Source organism: Methylobacillus caricis, assembly GCF_020532705.1.
Lineage (GTDB): Bacteria > Pseudomonadota > Gammaproteobacteria > Burkholderiales > Methylophilaceae > Methylobacillus > Methylobacillus caricis.
On record NZ_JAJAVD010000001.1, the window covers coordinates 394,113 to 417,776 of the forward strand.

Annotated in this window: 23 protein-coding genes; 13 read left to right on the forward strand and 10 right to left on the reverse strand. The window is 44.5% G+C overall.

Features of this window, described 5'->3' with window-relative positions; all coding sequences use genetic code 11:
- Window positions 1–9: 9 nt before the first annotated feature.
- From LG200_RS01930 to LG200_RS01945, 4 genes are all read left to right on the forward strand, one after another.
- Window positions 10–1,188, forward strand: a complete 1,179-nt coding sequence (locus LG200_RS01930) for a zinc-dependent alcohol dehydrogenase (RefSeq protein ID WP_226755914.1) — start codon at window positions 10–12, stop codon at window positions 1,186–1,188.
- 175 nt (window positions 1,189–1,363) lie between these two features.
- Window positions 1,364–1,552, forward strand: a complete 189-nt coding sequence (locus tag LG200_RS01935) for a DUF3008 family protein (protein ID WP_226755915.1) — start codon at window positions 1,364–1,366, stop codon at window positions 1,550–1,552.
- Window positions 1,553–1,601: 49 nt separating this feature from the next.
- Window positions 1,602–2,015, forward strand: coding sequence for an HhH-GDP family DNA glycosylase (locus LG200_RS01940; RefSeq protein ID WP_226755916.1), 414 nt, complete (start codon window positions 1,602–1,604; stop codon window positions 2,013–2,015).
- Window positions 2,016–2,526: 511 nt separating this feature from the next.
- The gene (locus tag LG200_RS01945; RefSeq protein WP_226755917.1) at window positions 2,527–2,664 is read left to right on the forward strand and encodes a hypothetical protein; all 138 of its coding nucleotides are present in this window, start codon (window positions 2,527–2,529) and stop codon (window positions 2,662–2,664) included.
- A gap of 135 nt (window positions 2,665–2,799) precedes the next feature.
- On the opposite strand, the gene LG200_RS01950 is transcribed toward LG200_RS01945, so the two are convergent.
- Window positions 2,800–3,072, reverse strand: coding sequence for a hypothetical protein (locus LG200_RS01950; RefSeq protein WP_226755918.1), 273 nt, complete (start codon window positions 3,070–3,072; stop codon window positions 2,800–2,802).
- A gap of 483 nt (window positions 3,073–3,555) precedes the next feature.
- Between LG200_RS01950 and LG200_RS01955 the strand changes: the two genes are divergently transcribed.
- Window positions 3,556–4,071 carry a hypothetical protein gene (locus LG200_RS01955; RefSeq protein WP_226755919.1) on the forward strand — a complete coding sequence of 172 codons (516 nt, stop codon included), beginning with the start codon at window positions 3,556–3,558 and terminating at the stop codon, window positions 4,069–4,071.
- 1,002 nt (window positions 4,072–5,073) lie between these two features.
- Here LG200_RS01955 and LG200_RS01960 read toward each other — a convergent pair.
- From LG200_RS01960 to LG200_RS01980, 5 genes are all read right to left on the reverse strand, one after another.
- Entirely contained in the window at window positions 5,074–7,119 is a 2,046-nt protein-coding gene (locus LG200_RS01960; protein ID WP_226755920.1) for an AsmA family protein, read from the reverse strand.
- A gap of 485 nt (window positions 7,120–7,604) precedes the next feature.
- A complete protein-coding gene (locus LG200_RS01965) occupies window positions 7,605–7,895 on the reverse strand; it encodes a hypothetical protein (protein WP_226755921.1) in 291 nt (96 codons plus the stop codon).
- Between the two features lie 527 nt (window positions 7,896–8,422).
- Window positions 8,423–8,983, reverse strand: a complete 561-nt coding sequence (locus LG200_RS01970; RefSeq protein ID WP_319004529.1) for a hemerythrin domain-containing protein — start codon at window positions 8,981–8,983, stop codon at window positions 8,423–8,425.
- Window positions 8,984–9,348: 365 nt separating this feature from the next.
- Entirely contained in the window at window positions 9,349–9,933 is a 585-nt protein-coding gene (locus tag LG200_RS01975; protein ID WP_226755922.1) for a CGNR zinc finger domain-containing protein, read from the reverse strand.
- Window positions 9,934–9,984: 51 nt separating this feature from the next.
- Complete coding sequence (locus LG200_RS01980) at window positions 9,985–10,947, reverse strand: alpha/beta fold hydrolase (RefSeq protein ID WP_226755923.1); 963 nt, start codon at window positions 10,945–10,947, stop codon at window positions 9,985–9,987.
- A 555-nt stretch (window positions 10,948–11,502) separates the two neighbouring features.
- On the opposite strand from LG200_RS01980, the gene LG200_RS01985 reads away from it, so the two are divergent.
- On the forward strand, window positions 11,503–11,754 hold the full coding sequence (locus LG200_RS01985; protein WP_226755924.1) for a hypothetical protein: 252 nt from the start codon (window positions 11,503–11,505) through the stop codon (window positions 11,752–11,754).
- Window positions 11,755–11,880: 126 nt separating this feature from the next.
- Here the strand turns inward: LG200_RS01985 and LG200_RS01990 are convergent, their stop codons facing one another.
- Window positions 11,881–12,633, reverse strand: a complete 753-nt coding sequence (locus LG200_RS01990; RefSeq protein WP_226755925.1) for a siderophore-interacting protein — start codon at window positions 12,631–12,633, stop codon at window positions 11,881–11,883.
- Window positions 12,634–12,668: 35 nt separating this feature from the next.
- Between LG200_RS01990 and LG200_RS01995 the strand changes: the two genes are divergently transcribed.
- The gene (locus LG200_RS01995; RefSeq protein ID WP_226755926.1) at window positions 12,669–13,133 is read left to right on the forward strand and encodes a MarR family winged helix-turn-helix transcriptional regulator; all 465 of its coding nucleotides are present in this window, start codon (window positions 12,669–12,671) and stop codon (window positions 13,131–13,133) included.
- A 461-nt stretch (window positions 13,134–13,594) separates the two neighbouring features.
- A complete protein-coding gene (locus LG200_RS02000; protein WP_226755927.1) occupies window positions 13,595–15,550 on the forward strand; it encodes a putative bifunctional diguanylate cyclase/phosphodiesterase in 1,956 nt (651 codons plus the stop codon).
- A 226-nt stretch (window positions 15,551–15,776) separates the two neighbouring features.
- Here the strand turns inward: LG200_RS02000 and LG200_RS02005 are convergent, their stop codons facing one another.
- Together LG200_RS02005 and LG200_RS02010 are read right to left on the reverse strand one after the other, a co-directional pair.
- Window positions 15,777–16,295 carry a hypothetical protein gene (locus LG200_RS02005; protein WP_226755928.1) on the reverse strand — a complete coding sequence of 173 codons (519 nt, stop codon included), beginning with the start codon at window positions 16,293–16,295 and terminating at the stop codon, window positions 15,777–15,779.
- A gap of 291 nt (window positions 16,296–16,586) precedes the next feature.
- Window positions 16,587–17,024 (reverse strand): DUF3293 domain-containing protein, encoded by a 438-nt coding sequence (locus LG200_RS02010; RefSeq protein ID WP_226755929.1) that lies wholly within the window; start codon window positions 17,022–17,024, stop codon window positions 16,587–16,589.
- An 895-nt stretch (window positions 17,025–17,919) separates the two neighbouring features.
- Here LG200_RS02010 and LG200_RS02015 point away from each other — a divergent pair.
- The 3 genes from LG200_RS02015 (at window position 17,920) to LG200_RS02025 (ending at window position 19,826) form a co-directional block, all read left to right on the forward strand.
- A complete protein-coding gene (locus tag LG200_RS02015; RefSeq protein ID WP_226755930.1) occupies window positions 17,920–18,324 on the forward strand; it encodes a DUF2892 domain-containing protein in 405 nt (134 codons plus the stop codon).
- 316 nt (window positions 18,325–18,640) lie between these two features.
- The gene (gene tam, locus LG200_RS02020) at window positions 18,641–19,405 is read left to right on the forward strand and encodes a trans-aconitate 2-methyltransferase (protein ID WP_226755931.1); all 765 of its coding nucleotides are present in this window, start codon (window positions 18,641–18,643) and stop codon (window positions 19,403–19,405) included.
- 31 nt (window positions 19,406–19,436) lie between these two features.
- Window positions 19,437–19,826, forward strand: a complete 390-nt coding sequence (locus tag LG200_RS02025; protein WP_226755932.1) for a VOC family protein — start codon at window positions 19,437–19,439, stop codon at window positions 19,824–19,826.
- 2 nt (window positions 19,827–19,828) lie between these two features.
- Here the strand turns inward: LG200_RS02025 and LG200_RS14180 are convergent, their stop codons facing one another.
- Window positions 19,829–19,969, reverse strand: a complete 141-nt coding sequence (locus tag LG200_RS14180; protein ID WP_226757277.1) for a DUF4113 domain-containing protein — start codon at window positions 19,967–19,969, stop codon at window positions 19,829–19,831.
- A gap of 316 nt (window positions 19,970–20,285) precedes the next feature.
- Here LG200_RS14180 and LG200_RS02035 point away from each other — a divergent pair, with 316 nt between their 5' ends.
- Window positions 20,286–20,792, forward strand: coding sequence for an FxDxF family PEP-CTERM protein (locus LG200_RS02035; protein ID WP_226755933.1), 507 nt, complete (start codon window positions 20,286–20,288; stop codon window positions 20,790–20,792).
- Between the two features lie 877 nt (window positions 20,793–21,669).
- Window positions 21,670–23,550 (forward strand): methanol/ethanol family PQQ-dependent dehydrogenase, encoded by a 1,881-nt coding sequence (locus LG200_RS02040; protein ID WP_226755934.1) that lies wholly within the window; start codon window positions 21,670–21,672, stop codon window positions 23,548–23,550.
- The last annotated feature ends 114 nt before the right edge of the window (window positions 23,551–23,664 follow it).

The following is a 23,664-nucleotide window of genomic DNA, read 5'->3' on the forward strand; positions in this document are numbered from 1 at the left end:
GAGATTCCCATGCGCGCGTTAACTTACCATGGCAGCAAAGATGTCCGAGTCGAAACTGTTCCAGATCCTGTATTGCACGATCCTGATGACGTCGTTCTGCGTGTCACATCGACCGCTATCTGCGGTTCTGACCTGCACTTGTACCGCGGCAAGATTCCTGAGCTGCATGATGGTGACATCCTGGGGCATGAATTCATGGGAATTGTGGAGGACGTGGGCAATGAAGTTACCAACGTCAAAAAAGGCGACCGGGTCATCATTCCATTCGTGATTGCCTGCGGACATTGTTTTTTCTGTGACCAGCAGCAATTTGCTGCTTGCGAAACCACGAATGCCGGCCCTGGTGCCAGCCTCAATAAAAAAAGCGCCACGCCTCCAGCAGCCCTGTTTGGTTATAGCCATATGTATGGTGGCGTGCCCGGGGGGCAGGCCGAATTGGTTAGGGTGCCCCGGGGAAACGTGGGGCCTTTCAAGGTCAACGGCAGCCTAGTGGACGAGCAGGTCCTTTTTCTCACCGATATCCTACCCACAGGGTATCAAGCCGTTCTTAATGCTGGCGTTCGCGAGGGCGGGACTCTGGCAATCTTCGGGGCCGGCCCTGTTGGCCTGATGGCCGCGGCTTGTGCTCGCATGCTGGGTGTGGAAACCATCTTCATGATTGATGACCTTCAATACCGTCTTGATTTTGCTGCAGAGCGATACGAAACCATTAGTATCAATTTAAGTCATGATGATCCCGCCCAGGCAATACTTGGAAAAACCAATCACAGGGGAGTAGATGCCTCGATTGATGCAGTCGGTTTTGAGGCTAAGGGCAGCGCCATCGAGACAGCCCTCACCGCCCTCAAGCTGGAAACCAGCAGCGGGGAAGCCATCAGGCAATGTATCGCGGCGACCCGGCGGGGAGGCACTGTTAGCATTCCTGGGGTGTACGCAGGGTTTATTCACGGCTTCTTGGTGGGAGATGCCTTTGACAAGGGGCTGACCTTCAAAATGGGGCAGACCCATGTTCACCGTTATTTGCCTGAATTACTTGAGTTCATTGAAAACGGTGATTTGCAGCCGGCTGACATTATCACGCATCGAATGTCACTTGAGGATGCTGTGCTGGGTTACCAAATTTTCAATGAAGCGTCACAAGACTGTAGAAAGGTAGTCCTTACGCCCGGCTTGCCAAGCGTGCAGTAAGCGTTGAGCCAATCAAGCCTGACAATAGAGTCCGCCTTGCAATTGTTGTTGAATTCTCACAATTTAATAGGACAAGAGGGGGTTAGGAATTATATAAATTGTTTTTATTATGTAGCCACTATGGTGCTGAATATAGTCCGTATTAAGCAAATTAATCTATTAAAGGAGTTTCATCATGCCAGCAAAGTCACAAGCCCAGCAAAAAGCAGCAGGCGCTGCATTGGCAGCCAAGCGTGGAGATATGAGTAAGAGTGAGCTTAAAGGTGCTTCCCGTTCTATGGAGAAATCAATGAGTGAAAAAGAACTGCACAAAATGGCCTCTACCTCACGCAAGAACAAACCCGAACATAACGCCAAGAAATAACTAGGCCAGAGCCATTTCATCCAGGTAAATGGACGGCCGGAGGAAAGATATGAGTGGAAAGGTCGGAGCTGGCGAGCTTGGTTTGGATCCAAAGTCAGGTAAAGAGCCTGAGCTATTCAAATGGTTCTTGGCTTGCTATTTGTTTGGACACCGCATATCTCAAGAAATAGCGGTCAATACCTGGAAAGTGTTTATGGATAGCGGCATTTACTCGACCAAGCAAATATCTGCCCGATCCTGGCAGCAGCTCGTGGATTTGCTTGGCCAAGGGCATTACAAACGGTACGACGAGTCTACGGCCAGAAATATGTTGGATATGGCTGCATTCCTGCAAGAAAAATATCACGGCAAGATCAGCCAAATAATTTCCGATGCGAAAGACAAAAAAGACCTTAGCGACAAACTGCAGGAAATAAAAGGCGTGGGACCTAAGGTTGCAGAAATATTTTTACGTGAGATTTAAATCTTGATAGGCATGCTGCAAGGTTCTACAGATTATCCATCATAACGACAATGGGGATTATTCCGAGGATTGATTGAAAAAAGCACAGGAGTAGCCTGTGCTTTTTTGTGGTTAAAGGTTTATCTGGATCAGAATTGAAATTAAGCTCTGATCCATATGGGGTGAAGGCTTAAACCATTCCTCCGGCCCATAACCAGTTGCCAAGACCCATTAAACAAATAAAAAGGATAGCGAGCAAAAGCACTCCCCATCCTATCCAGTCGGGTTTTTTTTCCATTATTATTTCTTTCTTGTTATTGGTTATTAATTGATTGGTTATCTGACGGTTGCCAGATTGGCATAGCATAAATTACAGAAAACAGCTTTTGCTATGTGAAATGACATATATGCGCTGTACATTTGTACAGTATGCATTTTAGCCGCTATCAGGATCAGCCGGCCAGCTTCGCTTCCCAACCTGCCCAGGAGCTATGAGCCGCGGGCACATCCTCTCGATGACGACTGAGTACAAATGGCGCATAATCCCCAGCTACGCCTCTGTCATCGTGGCAAGGCATCGACTATAGGCAAATATTCAACTCGTGCAGGGAGTTTTATCCATGCCGCCATTGATGTGGGTCATCTTGAGAAAGTTTCAATTGAAGACTAGGAAAAGAGTCCTGCAACCCAATTAGCATGGAATGCAGAAAGCTTTGTTTGATGTAGAGCTGGAGCCTGGTAACTTCACTAAGGGAATTAAAATGGGGAAGGCAATTTATTAGCTGAAGGTTTATACAGTTGAGTTCTATAAATCGTTTGGCCCTATCAGTATAGTATTGTTATTTACGCCCTGCTTTCCTGAGTGAATAATTTTCTCTATGGCGCTTCCGATTTCCTGTTCAAATTGCTGGAATACTTCCAGTTTTTTTAAATCCTCAATAATTTCAACTTCAGTCAATTGTGCCCATTTTTGTAAAACGGGCGCAGAAACTACACCATTGTACGTCACCCCATCTTGCAGGGCCTTAAAGTGTACTTCCTTGTCAACTACAATTTGGTCAAATATGGATACACTCATAATATTTATCCTTATGGTTAGTAAATTCTTGGCAGTAGTTACTGTTAGGAGTTCTAATAATTTTCAGGGTACAACAAAGTTATAGATGAATTATTGATAGAAACTGGAATGATAGGCTGGATAAGATTAGAAAGGCCTATTATCACTGATGAAATTTACCATCATATTAAATACTGAATAAATATTTATTATGTCGGAATAGTGCCTTTATTAGCGCCAGAGATTTCCTACATCTTTACAGGGAATCTCACAGTAAAAAATTCTAAACCACCCTCATGTCCGCAGGATAATCCTATCCAAAACCCTTCAGTACATGTATGTAATCAACTCTGTGAAGGCTGACGTAGCTATTAACCTACATCACTTTGTGTAGTGATCTTACAATCATCTCAGGTAGTAGCCTACGCCCTATGGCTTAGAGTTACCCCATACTTCAATCATCAGAAAAATATCTGATACTCATAATTATTAATTGGAGGCATCATGGCACAAACAGTTACTGGTCTATTCAATGATCAAGAAAGTGCTGAGCAAGCATATTTGAGCGCAACCAACGCGGGTTACCGTGCTGATGAAATTGATGTGGTTATGTCTGAAGAGACGCGCGAACGCTTTTATGGAAAAAATAAGACTCTGGAAACTGAAGTAGGTAACAAGTCTGCAGAGGGAGCTGCGATTGGAGGCGCAATTGGAGCCACAGCAGGTGCCATTGCCGCTGCTATTGCAGCAACCGGCACGGTATTGGCATTGCCTGGTTTAGGACTTGTAGTGGCAGGCCCTTTGGCCGCTGCCATTGCAGGAGCGGGTGCTGGGGGTGTCTCTGCGGGAATTGTGGGAGCGCTGATAGGCTGGGCAATTCCGGAAGACCGGCTTAAGGAATATGAAGAGGGCGTGAGTAAAGGCGGCATATTAATTGGTGTCCGCTCACGCAACGAGGATGACTCACAAAGGTTAGCCAGAGAGTGGGAAGAAAATCAAGGCTACAACATCTACTCATAGAAACGGTTAGGATTGGATAGCTATCTTTGCATAGCTATCCGATTGACTTGCCTAAAGGCAACTGGAACTTAGGCTAGGTTGAATTTATGTTTGAATCCCCAATTCCAGTCCCAGCCAGATATTGAGAGTCGCGTGGCCTGATTCTATCTGGAAATATCCATGGCGACCGCAATTCAAAGACACGATCCGTAATCTGGCATACACTCCAAACACTTCAGGATTCTCCCCGTCGTTGACTAACAACTCGACGATTTGGCATATCACTCCAGATACTTCGTTGGGTGAAGATGTCTAGGCGCGCAAGATTTCCCATCAGAGGTTTTTTTCATCAACGTTCCAGCGCCAACACGAGTACTGTCAACAGGGTCCATCTATCGCTGCCTTGCTTAGCTCTTAGCCTGAAATTTTTGCGGGGCGGGTTCGTATACTGGGGTGGCATTACGACAGGCAAAAAAGCGCGCCTGATCGGGGAGGACTGAGGCGCGAAAGGTTCTCTATGTTGAGCAAAGAGATATACTAACTACGAAATGCGAAGCTAGTACAATCCTATACTACACCTTAAATAGATGGAAAAATATAAGACTATCTTACGGTTTTTGGTATTTTTCCAGATAAAAAACGTCTACATAATGCTGTGAAATAAGCGCCTCCGCGCAATCATCTGCACATGTCTTACCCTATCGAATCTATGTAATTCTTGGCGAAGTCTATTCCAGCCAGGCAAGCCTCTTTGGAAGTTGGGTATAGAGTTTTTTCCTCATCAGGGGGACCGACGAATCTGCCACTAATGAGGACTATCCATACAAATCCAGCATCAAAAAATTTGAAGAGAACCTGTACATGCTTTCCCTTGTAGTCGAAATTTTCCAAATTGGCTCTCCTTATCCCACTTGTTTTTAGTCTTGATTCCAACGGAAAAGAACGCCGAAATGAAGTAGCTATTGACGGAACACTCGCCGCCATCCGTAAACTGAGGAAATCAAAAAATCCTCGACTGAAACCTTAGGATGACTCATCAACCCTCTGCTTTATCTTTTCGGCAGTGGCTTTGCATTCTTTGATCTTCATAGGGTCACTTTCACCAGGATCCAGAAAGGGAATGATGGCCGCAAATGGATTAATCACCGCTAATCCGATTCCCCCAATAACTCTTGCTGCGATTGGGGCTTTCTTAATGCCTACACTGGGATGCTTGAACGTGCCATTGATCAATATCGGGGACCTGGCAGTCAACGGAGAGAAGTTTTTAGGATAGGCCCTCATTTTTAGGTTGAGCTGCTCCTGGTGCAACTGGATATCGCCGTTCAATAAAAGCATCGTGACTGGAGTATCTATCAAGGATAGCTGTGAGAAGGCCACGCCGTCCTTGGCCTTGAAATTGACGACCGCACATTCCATTGGCAGGTTGGCATCCCCCTTGATTATGATTCCCAAGGCTTGTGCGGCGTCAATGCCAACGCCTTCCATGGCCAGGTGGGAGATATCTCCATCAACCACATGCAGGGATGCTTCCCCATTCAGGCTACTCAGCAATTGCGAGGTTGACTCACCAATGCCTTTGACTGCAATTTCTCCATTCAGCTTGCCTGATATATAGCTTTTCTCTTGCGTCTTTCCCGCTTCAAATTGTTTCTCGCGCGAAGGAGAAACCGCAATCAGTTTTCCCAGGTCAATTTCCTTTAGCACCAAATCTACTGCCCACTCTGGTGGACGATGGGGTTTGTCTTGATCAACATTAAGATTGGTGGCGGGCTGTTCGTGAGCATCTATTGAAATGGTGCCCGATAAGCTGCCTGTCGCTGTCTTGGCGCTGATCTTGGCCAAGGATAGTTTATTCTTGTTTAGGTTCAAATTTGCCTTCAGCGGAGCAATGGGCTCACGGAAGGCTTTGCCTAGGTCCACATAATCAATATCTACACCAATATTGGCATTCATGCGGTTGTAGCTGGTAAAATTCAGCGGCTTGTCGGGGAAAACCTTGTCTTTGTCGGGAGAGCCGGGATCATTACCAAAGGCCGGGGCAAGGTCAGCCAGGATGAATCGTTTACCTTTGAGCTCGCCATTCAATGTAGCTTTCTCGGGGCGTGGGTCGTAATGGAAATCACCCGATAGTTGGCTTCTGCCTACCTTGGCAGAAGTCACTTTGACGCCCCAGCCAGTTTCATTTTTGTTCAAATCGCCATCAATGGTGAAAGCCTCGGTGGTGGGAAGGGTGACATTGAACAAATCGCCTAATTGCCCTAAGGATGAACCTGAAATATGCAGATTGCCTTTGATCTTTTGTTCCCCCAGAGCATCGTAGACAGATCCGCTGAATTTCAGTGTGACTTTGCCATACTCAAGCCAACCAGTTGAAGATACCGGGGGTGAATCCTTGGACTGGTTGGCGATAGGTAGAAACCCCTGTGTAGTCAGCTGGCCATGCATAGGCTGCCCACGGAAGTGTCCATCAAGCTTGACCTCGGAAGTCGATTGAGCTTGGGCAGCCCCTTCTTTGGTATTGAAATCGATCTTAAGCTTGGCGTCTGTCAGCACATCATCAATGTTGACGGTGCCATGTTTCACCACTAGGGATTGAATGATGGGAAAGGGGCGAGGAGCATCATGCTTTTCCTTGCTGAACTGCCAAGTGGAGTCACCATTCTCCAATCTCGCTAAGCGGGCATCCAGCCGGCCTACCTGAATGCCTTTGATCATATAAGGGTCTTCGGGTGGAATGCCCCATAAATCCGAATACCTGAGCTTGAGCTCGATCTCTTGAGCAGATACAAGGTGAGGCTCAGAAAAACCTTGAGGCGCAGAAATCCACAAACTACCCGCTTGCGCGCGAATCCCCCCCAGTAACCTAATCTTGAACGGTCCCTCAATTTTGACGGATCGTTCCAGCTGCTTTTCCATCAAGTGAGTCAAAGGGGTTTTTAGAAATGGCCAGCCCAGCAATTCAAAAAGCAGCACTAGTAATATTAGGGTACCGACGATTACTAGGAATGAATTAAGGAAGCTCCTTGAAGTGGTTACTCTTCTACCTCTGGAAAGTGTCTCAAACATTTTTAGTGACTTATCCCTTGACCAGGTTAAATAGCGATCGACGTAAGCCATTGAGAAAAAACAATGCTGGCGATTAAGTATGACGGCCAGGGGTTAGAACCTCTGTCAGGCAAGCCCTAAAATTTACGTAGGATAAAAGCGGATAGTGCGTAGGTTTAGCTTTACAGGGGTTAGCCGAGACCTTCTTTTTTCTATACGGACATGTAGTTTTCTATGAGGCTCACATTTTTAAGGGTTATGAGATGTCAGACAAACCCCGATAGTGAGAAATCCACTTCATAGATAACATCTGACTCGGGAAAATTAAGGAGAAGAAATGAAACCGGAACTAGAGCTTTGGGTTGCTCTCGGCATGACCGTTATGGGGATAGCAATGATGGGAGGGGTTGTTGGGGTATTGCTCCTTAACATCGCTTGAAGCCCTGCAAATTGCTTGCGAGGAGGTACTACTTGAAATGGGAATTGATATGCCAGATTAATAGCCCCTATGGGGCTTCGTTATATTTTGACCTGAAATCAGCCTCAAGCTTATTGCATGTATCAGCAATAAAATTCTTGGTTGTTTTGTCCAATGATTTATTAGCGTAGTCATTCCAGCATGCATTAATCACATCACGGCTAATGACTTTTTCTTGATTAACAGGGTCATGTGCGCTTTGTATTGTATAGCCAAGAAAAACGAGCGCGATAACAATCGAAATCCACATTAAATAGCTGGTTCGCGTGCTTCTTGCCCCACAATGGGGACACACAGCTGCATGGCTGCTGATGACCATCTTGCATTTCTTGCAATCAATTAAACCCATTCGGACCTTAATAAATCTAATACATATCAGGCTGAGCCATAGGCTGAGCTTGGGATACACGGCAAGGGAAATGGTGTTTGTTTGCCCAATGTACGGTCGGACTATCGCTACCCTTATTGCCTTTGCTGGTTACCACCAAGAACAGGCCGCCCCCATTTGAGTGCTGGTCTTTGCCTGATTGCTGCGGATTGCAATATCAGCCAGAGCCATGTCCAGAATGCCTTTTAGCCACTGTTCATAACAAAATGGATGATAAGCGCTGGGTATTCACGGGACCGCCAACAATCACCAGCGGATATTATTAGGGGAGCTTAGACAGTGTGGGATAAAAAGGCAATAAAAACCCCGCAATTACGCGGGTTGTTGAACTTTCCCAAATTTCTGGAAAAGGCATAAAACCAATGCATGGGGATGCGTCGGCAATTAATTTTATCAAAAGTAAATCACAGATTTGGGCAGTGCAGTTGGAACTAGACTTTCTTTATGGCTTTAGACAATCAATGAGTAGTTCCGCTTGAGATCAGATCCCCGAGACCCTTGGGATTGATTTCACCATCGGAACCGGTAAGAGATGCAAGCATCTGTTCTTTTCGGTCTGTCAATTCCTGGCCCATTGCTCGCAGGTCGAGTTTCTTGGCTTCTCGGACTTTTGGAAACATTTCAGTTTCTTCTTCCTCTACATGGTGGTTGATGTATTCACTCAGGACTTTGACTTTGGCATCGTACATGGGATCTTCCGGATCGGTTGTTTGAATTTGGCTGATTAAGTCCTTGGCACTGGCGTGCTCGACATCAGCCTCGTTGAGCAAGTCGTCGTCTTCGATTGCTTCACGAGCAGCCGGGTAGAAGATTTCTTCTTCCACTTTTGTGTGGACAGTTAATTCAGCACAGATGCGGTTGGCCAGAGCAGTTTTACCAGGAATGTCTTCTTTTTCCGCTAGGCGTTCGTATTCCTTGAAAAGTTTTTTCACGGTGGCATGATCGTTTTTCAGAACAACAATAGCGTCATGCTTAGGTGTTGGCTTCGAATTAAGTTTGGAAGGATCGGTTTTCATCATTTATCTCCATTGAGTTGGTGATGCATCATGATGAGTTGTGCCGCAATGGGGAAGGCAGGAGATGCTGATTTCGATGTCGGCCCTTTCCCACATCTTGTTGATATCATTAATTAAACAGTAATGATTAACAACATTGATGCATTGGGAAGTGACCGCCAATTCTACCGTCGATCTCTTCTTATTGAATGTATGAGCCCGTGTTAATTCTGGGGCCGGTTGGGACATTAAGGAAAGAACTCAGGGAGCCAATTTGAAATGATCATCACGTGTTGAATGGAGTTGCTGGGTGACATTCGCCCCTCGTCCAGTCGCTTATAAATTCCATAACGGAGAGAATATCCCCCTTGCTTCGTTTTTAGCTTCTTCTATGCAAGGCTCTGCCGTTGCCTGTAACTGGAAACTTTATGGCGGTTTCCACAAACCGCCATGCTGCACCATCGCCGTTTATGGCCTTTGGTTCGGTCATAAAACCAGAGTACGCAGTCCATACTTTCACATTTTCGAACGAGATCGAGATTTGGAGAGGCCAATATCTCTGCTGCAGCTTCTGCTACGGGGGCAAGCAATTGCTCGCCCGTGTCTATTGGACGAATTTGGTAAACTTCCATTCGCTGGCCAGTGTAGTGCAATTCCTGGTAAGTGCTTCCACTCTTCAAATACCCATTGATTTCATCCAGTGCAACTGGTTTTGATTGCTTTAAAGCCATAATTGAATTACGTATGGCCTCTCTCAAATTGCGCGCTGCGGTGAGCAATGCTCCTGGCTTTACCTGGAAGCTGGCCGGTATGTTCACAACCTGATGATCGGATAACCATTTCAACACATCCTGATCAGTTTGCAGATCATCTACTTGTACGCCCTCAGCTATATGAACGGTATTGAGAAAATCGAGGGCTAGGTGCCCTCCAATAGACTCTCTGAAATAAATGGATGTATGGGTTAGTTTCATGATCGCTCAATATTGTGGCTAGCCAATAGACTAGCCATGTCTATTGGCATTTTACTTCAAACGCCTGTTCAGAAAATCCAATATGCGCGCTGCGATGGCATCATTATGGGTTTCTAAAGCAAAGTGCCCGGTGTCGTATAGTTCGACCTCTGCTGTTTTGACATCCTTTTGGTATGCCTTGGCTCCTGCTGGGATGAAGAATGGATCATTCTGCCCCCAGACCGCCAGGATGGGAGGGTGGTAATCACGGAAGAATTGTTGAAACTTGGGGTAAAGCGCAACATTGCTCGCATAGTCCAGGAACAGATCCAGCTGTATTTCCTCATTTTCTGGACGTGCCATTAATGCAGAATCCAGCGTGTAGGTATCGGGTGAAACGATTGAAGGATCTTTTACACCGTGGGTATATTGCCAAGCCAGGCCTTCAGGTTTCAGGAATTGACGCAATGCTTCCCTATTCGCTTCGGTAGGTTCGCGCCAGTATTTTCTGATCGGATCCCATGCATCACCCAAGCCTTCCTCATATGCATTGCCATTTTGCGTAATGATGGCTGTTATTCGGTCAGGCCTAGCCAACGCAAGCCGCAATCCCACAGGGGCGCCATAGTCGAAAACTTGAATAGCGTACTTCTTCAAACCGATGGCGTCTGTAAATCCGACCATCACATCTGCCAAATGCTGAAATTTGTAATCAAATTGGGCCCTTCCAGGTGATTCCGTAAGCCCAAAACCTGGCAGATCAGGGGCGATTACATGATATTTCATGGCTAGCAATGGAATGAGATTGCGATACATGAACGAAGAGGTGGGGAATCCATGCAGTAGAAGAACGGTAGGCCGCTCTGGATCACCTGCTTCACGATAGAACACGGTGACATCCTGAACCTGGGCTTTGTGATAATACACGACAGGTATGTTCTGGGTTGGTGGTTCTGCTTGCACTGTTGTTGCAATCAAACCAAATGTCAGTGCAGATAAAAACTTAGCGCTACTCCTGAAAAGGCTACTCGTCATATTGTTCTCCGCATCATTAATAAGGGATTGGGGCAGTTCACAATTCTGTGTAACTGTATTAATTAAAATTAATGGTTACATGGAACAATGTAACCTGTCAAATTTAATAATCAGGTTACATGTCGTCGTAATTCACAAGACTTTCAGTTGACCAGCGATAGATGGGACTTAATGCATTGCTCATCAAAGGGGTAATCTGAATCGCAAAGTAAAGCCAGAATTACCTGTTGCAGGTGGAATGTTGGGCTCCATGCATTTAGACAAATTGTCCAAGGCAAGCCATGGATCAATGGGAGGAGCTACTTCTCATCAATGGAGGCCAGGCGAAGAGAGTGGAAGTAAGTAAGCGCTGACAAGAGAAACAGAAATTGTCCAATTTAATTAAAAGCATGAAATAGGGACAATAGCCATAAATTTACTGCTAAGGAAAATCCCATGTTTAAAATTAGCTTGGTAGAAATCACCATTGTCTCAGTGGCCAGCCTATGGATGGCCTACAACTTCTTTGTGCTTTAAAAGATAGCCAATGTTGTAAAGCACAACGAGAGGAATGACATGAGAGAAGATGAGCAAATTCCCTTATTTCCATTAGTCACATTTACTGCAACGGCTTTACCAGACTATGGCGTCATTGTATTTCGCCCTGACTATTTGAGCCGCATGGGCCAGAAACCAGAGGAAGCCACCCGGGGTCAGAGCTTCGCCCTCAGTCCAGAGCTAGTTCGAAATTTGATCGCTGAATTGCAAAAATCACTCGACCTTCTCGAAAGCCCTCTCTATAAAAAGCCTTCAGTGCCTAATCTTTAAAAGGGAGGTAATTATGTGGTGAGGATATGTTATCCCAGAGGCCAGCTCGTCAATTTCTGCTGTCCTGCCAAGAGGAATGATTTCAGCAAAATGTTGCTGGGCGGCTTCGATCTTCTTCGATAGGAGTCAAATCTTTTCATGGAAGTCAGCGGCACCTTTCTTCCAATATGCGACTACCTTCATCAGCTCTTTCGGATGCTCTTTTTCTAGCAAAATAGTTCGAATTTGCAACACCGCAGAATGCTCGCCTCCAGCCCAGATGAACCCTTCACCAGTGGGCAGATGCATTTCCTTTACCATATCAACCAAATCTTCATGGCTCTCTACCCATTTAATAATTGTGGATGATGGCCGTTTGAAATCCCGTCTGTTCTCTAGATGATCAACCTGGATAAAAACAATTGTTTTTACATCAAGAGGCAGTTCCTCCAACCTTCTGGCAACAGCTGGCAGGCTAGAGGAGTCTGCAACCAATAAATGCCAGTCAAAATCTTCAGGAATAATCATTGATCCCTTAGGCCCAGCTATGACAGCCTGCTCGCCTGGTCCGGTATTTCTTGCCCAGTCAGATGCATCGCCTTGATCGTGCAAAGCAAATTCGATAGTCAACTCTTGATTTTGTGTATTGAAAGCACGAGGCGTGTAATCCCTTTTAATGGTTTCGCCTGAGGCATTGGTAAAGATAAATTTAATATGGTCATCAAATCCTAAGCTTTGGAAATTTTGGAGATCCGAGCCTTTGAATGTCACCGCAACAAATCCCGCAGTTGGTCTTTCTACATGAGCTACTTCAACAGTCCTCCGTTGTAACTCAAATCTTACCCGTTTGAATTCCCGTCCTATAGTTTCCATATTCAGCCATTTGGTAGATAATATCAACTATAATGCAAAATATAGTGGATAATGTCAACAATATGCAAAATAATACTTTCCAGATTTTTGAGAAGCTGCATCTATTAATGCACCAATTCAGGTCTCACCAGTTTCGGTTAATCCGCGATAATGGAATGAAACTAACTCATATGGAGTTTAAAGCGTTGCGGTTTTTTTCCAGAAATCCTTACGCAACTTTGAGTGATCTGGTTGTCCATTCTGGGCGCGACAAGGCGCAATTGGCGAAACTCATTAATGAGCTTCGAAGAAAGGGCTTATTAGATTCGAGGCCTGATGAAGTAGACCGTAGAAGCACTCAGCTTTTCCTCTCACCAGGCGGTATTGAAATTATCAAACAGTATCAAGAAGCTGAAAAGTCGTTGGATAGTTTAGCTATTCAAGGATTATCACAAGATGATTGTAAACACCTTCTAACCATATTAGATAAGATCCAAGAGAATTTGCAGAGCGACATTTCCGTTGAAAATACAAAGCAAAAAGTTTAGAGAAATCCAATTCAAGGACTTGGAATACGCATCGCCATTAGTCTGTTCGGTTCATTCCTGGCGGCATTGACAAACGGTGTCCGGCGTACTGATTGAATTGCCTGCTGTGGTTTATATTGTGAACAATAGCAAAGCCCGGTATCAGTGTCGTTAAGTAGGAAGTGTTTTACATGAGAATCCGAAATTGATGATTTGCCGAATGTTAAAGCAGCTTTTGTCACTGGGAAATAACTCTGATTAAAGCTTCACCCAACTTATTATCTCCTTTTATTTCAATCTTTTATTTTTTTAAAGCATTTCGTTTCGTAACACTATTCAGAGTAGACTGGGTTGGCGGTATTGATTCGACTTCAGTAGAACCCTCTCGGGTTAAAGGAATTGCTTGGAAGTGAAATAACAAGCCGTTTCAATCCAATATTCTTGGCTGATTAACTGTACTTAAACTTGAAAGGATATGTGCAGTGAGTCTATTCCCCCAAGTCAAAAACCTGCACTTGAACCACTTCGCTAAACGAGTGGTATTGCTGTACGTACTAGTTGGAACTTTATGGATCCTGCTCAGTGACCCTTTATTCCAACATCTCTTGCCCAATATTGACCACTTTGAGCAATACCTGCATTACAAACGCATAGTCAATATGCTGCTGACTGCTACATTGCTCTACTTATTGGTGACCAAAACCCTGCAACAGACAAAAACCCAGCTTTCCCTTAATGCGGGTATCAATAACTGGAAATTTGTTTTGGAAGGGCCTGGGGATGGTGTATGGGATTGGGATCTGCGGTCTAACGAAATAATTCGCTCTGTGCGTTGGAAAGAGATGTTTGGATATTCAGAGATTGAGCTGGGCACAAGCCCTAAAGACTTGCATAGCCTGATCCATCCGGATGATCTGAAAAATACTCTGAAAGACATAGAGGATTTTATCAAGGGGAAAATGGCGGTTCTGGTTTCCGAATTCCGCCTGTTGTGTGGGGATGGTTCATGGCGTTGGGTACTGAGCCGCGGCATGCTGTTCTGCGAAAATCTCAGTGGCAAACCGATACGCATGATTGGGACTCATACTGATATCACAGCCCGAAAACTATCCGAAGAACGCTATTTCCATCTTGAGCATTATGACCAGATAACTCAGCTACCCAACCGTATGCTGTTTCTGGACAGACTGGCTCTGGATATCAAACGCTCTGGCCGAACAGGCAGGTCATTGACTCTAATGTATCTGGATCTGGATAAATTCAAGGAAGTGAATGACACGCTTGGCCACAATATGGGCAATGTATTGCTCAAGGAAATAGGGGACCGTTTAACCAGCTGCGTGAGGGTAACCGATACGGTAGCGCATATCGGAGGGGATGAATTCACTATCGTACTCAACGATTTAGATACACATTTCACTGCAGAGCAGACTGCGCAAAACATCCTGTTCAAAGTGGCAGAGCCGATAAAGCTGGGCGACGACACTGTTTTCATCACTTGCAGCATAGGCTTATCGAATTACCCTGAGGATGATACTGATATCGAGGTGTTGCTTAGCAATGCTGACCAGGCAATGTATGCGGCTAAGCTGAAGGGGGGTAATCGCTATAACTATTACACGCCATCGCTACAGGAAGTGGCGACCCAACGCATGCATCTAGTCAATGATCTACGAGTGGCCTTGCAACGTGATGAGTTCACGCTCTACTACCAGCCCATTGTGGAACTGGCCACCGGCGATATCCACAAGGCGGAGGCTTTGATCCGCTGGCAACATCCCACGCGTGGTCTAGTGAGTCCAGCAGAATTCATTCCCATCGCTGAGAGTACCGGCCTGATCATGGAGATAGGCAACTGGGTGTTCGAGCAGGCGGCATTACAGGTTGCAGCCTGGAGAAAGATTAAACCTACGTTTCAGGTCAGCATCAATAAATCGCCTGTGCAGTTTAAGCGGGATATACAGCATAGTGGTTGGCTGGATTATCTCAATAAACTCGGACTGCCCGGCAGCTGCATGGTGATTGAAATTACCGAAGGATTATTGTTGCATGCTAAAGGCTCCGTGTTGGATAAGCTCAAAACATGTCAACAAGCAGGTATACAGATCGCAATCGATGATTTCGGCACTGGTTATTCATCTCTATCCTACTTGCGAAAATTCGATATGGATTATTTGAAGATCGATCAGTCCTTCACCAGCAATATCACAAAGAATCATTCTGATCTTGCATTGTGCGAGGTGATTATCCTCATGGCACACAAACTGGATATGAAGGTCATCGCGGAAGGCATAGAAACGAAAGAGCAGTTCAATCTTTTATTACAAGCTGGCTGCGATTACGGTCAGGGATATCTGTTTTCTAAGCCCATCCCTGCTAAAAGCTTCGCAAGTGAATACTTTGGTCCTGTGAATAAACAGCATGTTGATATTGATTAAATATTGTCTCCGGTTTTGCAGCTAGTCTAATGGTAATTAGCTGAAGGCAAGAAAAAGCGCCTTCCAATTGATTGGTGGGGCGCTGGAATATCCCGGAGAGAGATAAGAGTGATGAGCGAGAAACAGGGCTATTTAATTACGTAAGGTCTCGCTCAACAATAGGAGTTACTCACGATTAGTATAATTTTATATTGTAAAGTTATTCGATTGAGCAATAAAACCCCGATTAGCCTTCAAGCAGTTTAGTTTTGCTACGACAGCGTTGAGTAAACCCCAAAATCCCAAGACCCAGTCCAAGCATAGCTAATAATTTAGGTTCTGGAACTGCTGAAATTGGGTAATCAAATGGAGGTCTATCTTCCAACATCCATGGCACTACTGCGTAAATGCCTTCTGAAAAAATTGGCTCAGGACTCGGGAATTGGAAATTTATCACCATGCTGTTGCTGGAAATCATGCCCCAAGAACCATTTTCATGGAAGCGTTCCCCGCTAATACCAATATTCTTGCCCATGATGGTGACATCATGCATTAAAAGATAACCTATAACGCTGATCTCAATGTCGCCTTGAGAAGTAATAGTGCTAGTGCTGAGACTCAAGTTGCCGGAACATGACAAGCTTACGTTCTCATTAACTGATGAAAGCAGCTCCCCTGAGCAGGATATATTCTGAAGGTCAACAGAAGAGTTAGCTAAAGAGGTAAGAGGAAAAATGAGTGCTAAGAAGAGCAGTGTCTTGCGCATACTGATTGTTCTGGTTGTTGTTTAACTAAGGCATCATAGTGTTGCAATGTTACTGGCGTGTGTATAGTTTGTAGTTCTCAGCTAGTCCTTCGGGCCGTGCAATGAGTATAAACCCCGTCGAAGCGGATTTTGATAAGCAGCCTTAATTTGGATTTTCAATAGGAGGACGTCATCGTATGTTGTATTGATGCTTCTTGCCCTAAGTTTATTGAAGTGGTGGTTTTTTTGAACCTGCAATTGAATGAAGCCTGCGACATCCGGATACTCCCTAAACGTGAAAAATAATTCTCTTTACCGTAGCAGAATTAATTTTGCGATGCCGGGTTTCTCATAAAATACAATAGCGTTTTGGTGATAATGCCTGCCCAGCTCTTTCGCAGCATCAAGGGTAATGCCGATAACGATAAAATTTTCTTCGGGCCACTGGTTAGACCTTGATCTTGCCAAGCCTTTCCTAAACTCAAGATGACGGCTCCTGAGCTCGTTGCCCAGCTTCTCGGTGTTTTGGATGTTGATGGCTTCATCCGCTGGTTTGCTGAGCGGGTTGAACGCAGAAATGACGGCCATGGTGGTAGCTGCATGTTGTTCTAGAATCTTGTCCATTTCAGGGCTGGCAAGGCCGATTCGTATTACAAAGGCCTGTTGATCATGGTTTACCACATAGTCGGCATCTTGATATGCCTCAAGTAATTCTGGTGATAAGACGGTTTCCGCTTGTGAGATATTCATGAAAGAGTCCAAAAAAGTGAGTGGAAAGCTGTCCAGTGTTTTTACAAATAAAGCCTGCAACTTGGGATGATGGCGGATTGTATGCCAAGTGCTACCGGTCGGCACCAGGCTGGAGAAGCAACCAGCGCAAGCTGATAAAGAGCGCCACCAGCAAATAAGCCAAACTTGCTGGAACCCACATAATTAATCCTCTAAGCTATTGATCTTACAGTAGATCCCAATGCCATCGTCGGTCCTAGATAGGCTGGATACCATATCTGCAGCAGTCCCTCATGGCCATTCGAACGAAACCTGGTCTTCCAAGGGCAGAATCGGTATCCAAGAACATCAGGTACTCACCGTAAAGACACAGGTACCTGTGTCTTTACGGTGTCATTTTTCAACCATAGAAGATGATATTCAGCCTGATGAAATATTGCAGGTCAAGACTGATTTTCACTTTGATCTGGATATTTATAAGTTACCAGACAAGGTTCTCAAAAAGATATTACAGATTATTAATTTTTATCAGAAAAAAATAACTATAAAGATGACATGTGACAACTTTATACTTTAAATGGATGAGGATGAGTGTAAGCAGGGTCTGACGGTAAAACCAGGAATCTTCTAATTGAAACAGAAGCATAAAAAGGCCAGAATATTCATAATCTCTTTAGTTAATAAAATCTTGTGTTGAAAATTAGCTTTGTAGAAATCGCTATTATTCGTTGAAATGCAGAACGTATATTTTCCCTTGCATAATATTGCATTTTCTTTTTATTAATATACCAAAATGTCAGTCTATTACGCATTCTAGAGATAGCTAATTAATACACCGAGAAATTTACATGTAGTAAATCTTACTTTCCTATCGACATAAATATAGCGATGAAAATTTTTCAAAAAGGAAAAAATAATGACTAAATATGATATTGAAGTTAACAACAGTGCGGATAGAGTTCGTCGGTCCACATCAGATAGTGTAAACAATGAGATTGATCGCCAGACTGATTGCAATATTGAAAAATATGCGGCTTTGAGTGAGGATGAAATCAGAGGGCGGATATTAGAATTGGATAAAGAGTGGGATATTGAAAGAGTATTGGAAATAAATGCCTCAACTATAGCCTTGACTGGATTAGCGCTGGGTGTGGTAGTTAATAAAAAATGGTTTGCGCTTCCTGCTGGCGTATTGCTCTTCCTGATGCAGCATAGCATTCAAGGGTGGTGTCCTCCTTTACCTATCTTGCGAAGATTAGGTATACGTACTCGTGGTGAGATTGATTACGAAAAATATTCACTTATTAATTCATTAGATTAAAAATATCGGTTTTACAGGAAATTTAATTAATTATAAGTTGGCTGGTGTTTTAAGAATGCTTCCTACAAGAAAATCGTCCTAATTAATAATAGCCACAACTGGTTGAGCAATCTCTTTTGTGACATGGCTATGACGGGCTTACACTAATTGAATTCTGCCCTAATCTGATCAAGGTAATCTGCCTATGCTTGCACTATTTCTTAAATTTGGTGCGATTGTAGGCAGCTCCCTCTCATAAGATTTAAGATAACCATCCGTTAGGTTGTGTGCTCATGTGGTATTCAATCATCACAAAATGAATTGAAAGGGGATATTAATGACATGGTCAGCGCAGCAGTATTTAGCTTTTGAGCAAGAGCGAACCCGACCAGTTAAAGATTTAGTGGCAGCCATACCATCTATAGATGTACGTAGTGCTGTGGATCTGGGCTGTGGGCCAGGTAACTCCACTGAAATACTAGCTCATCGTTTCCCAGAAGCCACAGTGAGCGGTATTGATAGTTCGGAGGAGATGCTGGTGGCTGCACAGCAGCGACTGCCAACATTGCAATTCGAACTCTCGGAAATCAGTACTTGGGCTCCCACTAAGCGTTTCGATGTCATTCTGGCCAATGCTTCCCTGCAATGGCTAGGCAACCATGATGTCCTTTACCCTAAACTGCTTAGCAAACTGTCAGGTGACGGATGCCTTGCCGTACAAATCCCTGATAATTTAGATGAGCCTGCCCACCGACTTGCACGCGAAGTTGCAGCCAATGGTCCTTGGTCCCAGAAAATTGGATCAGTGATACATCATATTCGACACGATGCCAGTTTTTATTACGAATTGCTTAGAGAAAATTGCAGCGCTATCAATATCTGGCGTACGACTTATTACCATCCTCTCGCTGGAGGGGCGGCAGCTATAGTCGAATGGTTCAAGGGCACAGCGTTACGTCCTTACCTTACTCCGCTAGAGGACGCGGAGCGATCTGCTTTTTTGGAACAATACCTTGCAAATATTACTGAAGCTTATCCTGCGCTTCCAGATGGAACAGTATTATTGCCATTTTCAAGACTGTTTCTGGTGGCTAGCCGCTAAATCCCATTAACTCGAACCAAGTGAATACAACATGCTCCGCCACATCTCATTCGCTGTGACGGACCTTCAGGCAAGTGCTGCCTTTTATGATGCAGCCCTTGGTGCGTTGGGGTATCGCCGAGTTTTTGAGGATGACACGGCAATCGGCTATGGCATAGAGGATGGAAAGGACAAATTCTGCTTAAAGCTTCGTTCCCCCGCGACACCGCCAGGGACTGGTTTCCATCTTGCATTCTCCGCACCAACTCGTGAGGCAGTTAATCTCTTTCATGTTTTAGCTTTGGCTGTAGGAGGACATGATAATGGCCAGCCTGGTCTGAGGCCTCATTACGGGGAAAACTACTACGCTGCGTTCCTGGTTGATCCCGATGGCCATCACATTGAGGCAGTGATTAATGATTCCATATTCAAAGGTCAGTGAAATTATCGTGTGCTTTCCTTAGGGATAAACCAATCAGATAAATGAATATTGTCCTTAGGACTATCTGCTGAGGGCAGCTCATTCCGATCCGTTGTGTAATTCGGGATTTTGAAAGTCCGGCGCATCTGCCAGTTCTTGTCCATAAGCTTCAACAATTTTTCATCTATCACTGAGAAGCCGAACAGGGCGCGCTATTGGCCATCTTCTGGTACAGGCTCCGTTATCTATAGTCCATTAGGGCCTGATACACAGCAATTAACCCATGTTCAGTATGGTCTGCGGTAAGCGACCGTGAGCCCAGTGATAGCAAGGAATCTCATATTATTATTTAGCTAATTTATTAAGGTTGAGGTTATTTAAGGTTATATGAGAATAACTATAAGTTCTTTGTGGCGGGACAAGTCTGTTTATAATTTCTCTGGGGGGAATTTCATCGACAACAACTTTTAAGGAGTTAGTATGAATATTCTCAAAACAGCGCTCGGTACCGCAACGCTCATAGTTGCTTCCTCTAGTGCATATGCCGCCGATGTGGTGGATCTTGGCGAACTGCATGCTGGTATCAATACTTATACCAACACTGTAGCTGCTGATAGCACTTTCACCAATACCTTCAATTTCAGCTTGGCTGATGTTTCGACAGGTACTTTCTCACTCAGTGACTTGCCACTTACCAATGCCGGAGTAAATGTCCTAGGCTTTAGTGACCTCAGTTTCAACCTCTACAACAGCTCTGATACCTGGCTTGCAGGATCTGTGGCCGGAGGTGAATTCACTTTTGCTAATCTGGAAGCCGGAAACTATTACATCAATGTAGAAGGCACCACCAATGGGGTGGCTGGCGGGGTCTATAGCGGTGCAATTAGTATCCAGGCCGTGCCTGAGCCAGGTTCATACGCGCTTCTTGGTCTTGGTCTAGCACTTGTAGGTGTAGTTGCTTCGCGTAGGAGTAAAAACCTGAGCTAGTTCCTTAAGGAGGATAAAAGCCACCTTCAGGTGGCTTTTTTTGAGGTTCTGCTTCTTAAGGACGGGTTCGGAGCAGGAGCAGGCGATACTCAAACCACTCAAATCCATGAGTAGTTGGAAAGGGGCAATAACCCCCCCCCAGTTACACGAGTTTTTAAACTTTCATGGATTTCGCTGGAAAGGTATCATGAGTATTCATTCCCCCTATACCTTAAGGCCAGGGGCGATACTGTGTATAAATTGTCACGCAGCCGGTATCTACGAACATATTCTGTCATAGGACAGAGCAATATCTTGTTCATGCATCAATGAAAAATGCGAATGAATTGCCGCTTCCAATGAAAAGGATATGAGTGCTTGACTGGATGAATGAATTTCGACGGTTCTAAAGCCAAGAAGCACCTTACTCAAAGACAGTTAGCTAATCAGTTGGAAGTCATGATGTTGGCTGGAAATTAATTAAAATTGTGAGCCCTAAACGATCTACTTGGATAGTTAGCAATTCTCCTAGGCCTTTCTCCACTCCAGGGGATGGGATTCATCTCAAACCATAATCCAGCTTATCCCTTCGAGTTAAGTACTCAGCTTGAGTGTAAATGGATTATGTAAAATATCAATATATTCAATAACATATTAAATTACACCCCTGATGTTACATAAGTGTAATACTTCATTTTATACATAACAGTTGCAAAGTCAGACAGGTCTGTCTATAGTATCTTCCACTAGCGTTGACTAGGCAAATCAAAGAGAAAATTCTTTTTAAATTTTCCAACGATTTGATAAGTAACAGGGCTCTATTTGTATTTGCAATGGCTAATGGAGTTGGTCTTTGCATCAGGCTCTGAATATTTGAAAAACTATGGAGATGGCCAAAATGAAGATTAAAAAAGTAAATCTGGTTTTAAGCCTTGCGTTTGGGATGGCAACATCAGTTGCTTACTCCAACGTATATGCAGCAGCAGATACAGAAGCCGCAATGAAAGATGCAAGTAATTGGGTTCACCCGCGTGGCCAATACAATAATCAAGGCTATAGCACGCTAAATCAAATCAATAAGAATAATATCAAGAGTTTGAAACCCACATGGCAGTTTGCTACAGGTGTAAACCGTGGTCATGAAGGTTCACCTGTTGTTGTTGGCAATATCCTGTATGTACATACAGCATTTCCTAACAACGTATATGCACTTGACCTGAACGATAATCAAAAAATTGTTTGGGCATATTTCCCTAAGCAAGATCCATCTGTACAAGCTGTTATGTGCTGCGATGTTGTTAATCGCGGACTAGGATTCGGTGATGGCAAGATATTTCTGCAACAGAACGATGGCACCTTGGTGGCTCTTAATGCAAAAACCGGTGAAAAAATCTGGGATGCAACAGTTACTAATCCTAAAGAGGGTGGTACAAATACTAATGCACCACATGTGATTAAAGACAAGGTTTTAACAGGATGTTCCGGGGCAGAGTATGGAGTACGTTGTCATTTCTCTGCATACAACATTAAAGATGGTTCTTTGGCATGGCGTGCGTATCATACCGGCCCAGACAGTGATGTATTAATAGGTAAGGATTTCAACAAGGAAAACCCACACTATAGCTCACTGTCTGTTTATGAGGACGTGAACGGCGGTAATAAAGAAGGCGGTTCTTTCAAGGCTCTGCCTAAGGAAAAACTGAAGTTTCCAGAATCAGACTTAGGTGTTAAGACATGGTTGAAGCCTCAAGCTGTTAAGGATGGTTGGCAAAATGGCGGAGCATCTGTTTGGGGTTGGTGGCCTTATGATCCTAAAACAAATCTAGTGTATTACGGCACTGCAAACCCTTCAGTTTGGAATCCAGACGTACGTCCAGGTGACAACAAGTGGTCCATGACAATCTTTGCTCGTGACCTGGACACTGGACTCGCCAGATGGGGTTATCAAATGACGCCTCATGATGAGTGGGACTATGACGGCATCAACGAAGTCATCCTGTTCGACAAGGGCGGCAAGACATACGCTTGGCACCATGACCGCAATGGCTTTGCATATACATTTGAAGCGCAGACCGGCAGTTTGGTTTCCGCTGAAAAAGTACACCCATTTGTTAATTGGGCAACAGGCGTTGATCTTAAGACCGGTATTCCTCTCAAGGATGCAAAATTTTCAACCCATCAAGACTATAACGCTAAAGGTATTTGCCCAGCAGCACTAGGCACCAAGGACCAGCAGCCAGCTGCTTATTCTCCTCGTACTGGACTTATGTACTCACCACTTAACCACGTTTGTATGACATACGAACCAGTTGAGTCCAAGTACATCGCTGGTCAGCCATGGGTTGGCGCGACTCTGACCATGTTTGCTGGTCCTGATGGCGTAATGGGTGGCTTTGCTGCTTATGATCCAATGACCAACAAGAGCAAGTGGTACAACAAGGAGAAATTCTCTGCTTGGGGTGGTGCTCTGACTACAGCTTCTGACTTGGTGTTCTACGGTACTCTGGACCGTTGGTTCAAGGCTGTTGATGCACAAACTGGTAAAGAGCTTTGGAAAAGCCAGGTTGGTTCTGGTGTGATTGGCAATGCATTCACATACAGCCACAAGGGTAAGCAATACGTTGGCGTACTGTCCGGTATCGGCGGTTGGGCTGGTGTTGCAATGAATCTGGGTTTGTCCAATTCCACTGATGCGCTGGGTGCAGCTGGTGGTTACAAAGAACTGACCAAGTACAACGCTGCTCCTGGCGGCGGTGCTCTTAATGTATTCAGCCTCTAGTTTTTTATGTAATAAATTGAGAAGGAAAAATTTAAGCCTCCATTGATAAATCTCCTCACTCAGAGCGATTTATCCACCCCCTTCTTATGCTCAAGAAGGGGGTTTTTTTTAAAT

What these genes read in the sequence shown, in the direction of transcription:
- LG200_RS01930 (WP_226755914.1), top strand. Translation starts at nt 10, where the DNA reads ATGCGCGCGTTAACTTACCATGGCAGCAAAGATGTCCGAGTCGAAACT.
- LG200_RS01935 (WP_226755915.1), top strand. Translation starts at nt 1,364, where the DNA reads ATGCCAGCAAAGTCACAAGCCCAGCAAAAAGCAGCAGGCGCTGCATTG.
- LG200_RS01940 (WP_226755916.1), top strand. Translation starts at nt 1,602, where the DNA reads ATGAGTGGAAAGGTCGGAGCTGGCGAGCTTGGTTTGGATCCAAAGTCA.
- LG200_RS01945 (WP_226755917.1), top strand. Translation starts at nt 2,527, where the DNA reads ATGGCGCATAATCCCCAGCTACGCCTCTGTCATCGTGGCAAGGCATCG.
- LG200_RS01950 (WP_226755918.1), bottom strand. Translation starts at nt 3,072, where the DNA reads ATGAGTGTATCCATATTTGACCAAATTGTAGTTGACAAGGAAGTACAC.
- LG200_RS01955 (WP_226755919.1), top strand. Translation starts at nt 3,556, where the DNA reads ATGGCACAAACAGTTACTGGTCTATTCAATGATCAAGAAAGTGCTGAG.
- LG200_RS01960 (WP_226755920.1), bottom strand. Translation starts at nt 7,119, where the DNA reads ATGTTTGAGACACTTTCCAGAGGTAGAAGAGTAACCACTTCAAGGAGC.
- LG200_RS01965 (WP_226755921.1), bottom strand. Translation starts at nt 7,895, where the DNA reads ATGGTCATCAGCAGCCATGCAGCTGTGTGTCCCCATTGTGGGGCAAGA.
- LG200_RS01970 (WP_319004529.1), bottom strand. Translation starts at nt 8,983, where the DNA reads ATGATGAAAACCGATCCTTCCAAACTTAATTCGAAGCCAACACCTAAG.
- LG200_RS01975 (WP_226755922.1), bottom strand. Translation starts at nt 9,933, where the DNA reads ATGAAACTAACCCATACATCCATTTATTTCAGAGAGTCTATTGGAGGG.
- LG200_RS01980 (WP_226755923.1), bottom strand. Translation starts at nt 10,947, where the DNA reads ATGACGAGTAGCCTTTTCAGGAGTAGCGCTAAGTTTTTATCTGCACTG.
- LG200_RS01985 (WP_226755924.1), top strand. Translation starts at nt 11,503, where the DNA reads ATGAGAGAAGATGAGCAAATTCCCTTATTTCCATTAGTCACATTTACT.
- LG200_RS01995 (WP_226755926.1), top strand. Translation starts at nt 12,669, where the DNA reads ATGCAAAATAATACTTTCCAGATTTTTGAGAAGCTGCATCTATTAATG.
- LG200_RS02005 (WP_226755928.1), bottom strand. Translation starts at nt 16,295, where the DNA reads ATGCGCAAGACACTGCTCTTCTTAGCACTCATTTTTCCTCTTACCTCT.
- LG200_RS02010 (WP_226755929.1), bottom strand. Translation starts at nt 17,024, where the DNA reads ATGAATATCTCACAAGCGGAAACCGTCTTATCACCAGAATTACTTGAG.
- LG200_RS02015 (WP_226755930.1), top strand. Translation starts at nt 17,920, where the DNA reads ATGACTAAATATGATATTGAAGTTAACAACAGTGCGGATAGAGTTCGT.
- tam (WP_226755931.1), top strand. Translation starts at nt 18,641, where the DNA reads ATGACATGGTCAGCGCAGCAGTATTTAGCTTTTGAGCAAGAGCGAACC.
- LG200_RS02025 (WP_226755932.1), top strand. Translation starts at nt 19,437, where the DNA reads ATGCTCCGCCACATCTCATTCGCTGTGACGGACCTTCAGGCAAGTGCT.
- LG200_RS14180 (WP_226757277.1), bottom strand. Translation starts at nt 19,969, where the DNA reads ATGGACAAGAACTGGCAGATGCGCCGGACTTTCAAAATCCCGAATTAC.
- LG200_RS02035 (WP_226755933.1), top strand. Translation starts at nt 20,286, where the DNA reads ATGAATATTCTCAAAACAGCGCTCGGTACCGCAACGCTCATAGTTGCT.
- LG200_RS02040 (WP_226755934.1), top strand. Translation starts at nt 21,670, where the DNA reads ATGAAGATTAAAAAAGTAAATCTGGTTTTAAGCCTTGCGTTTGGGATG.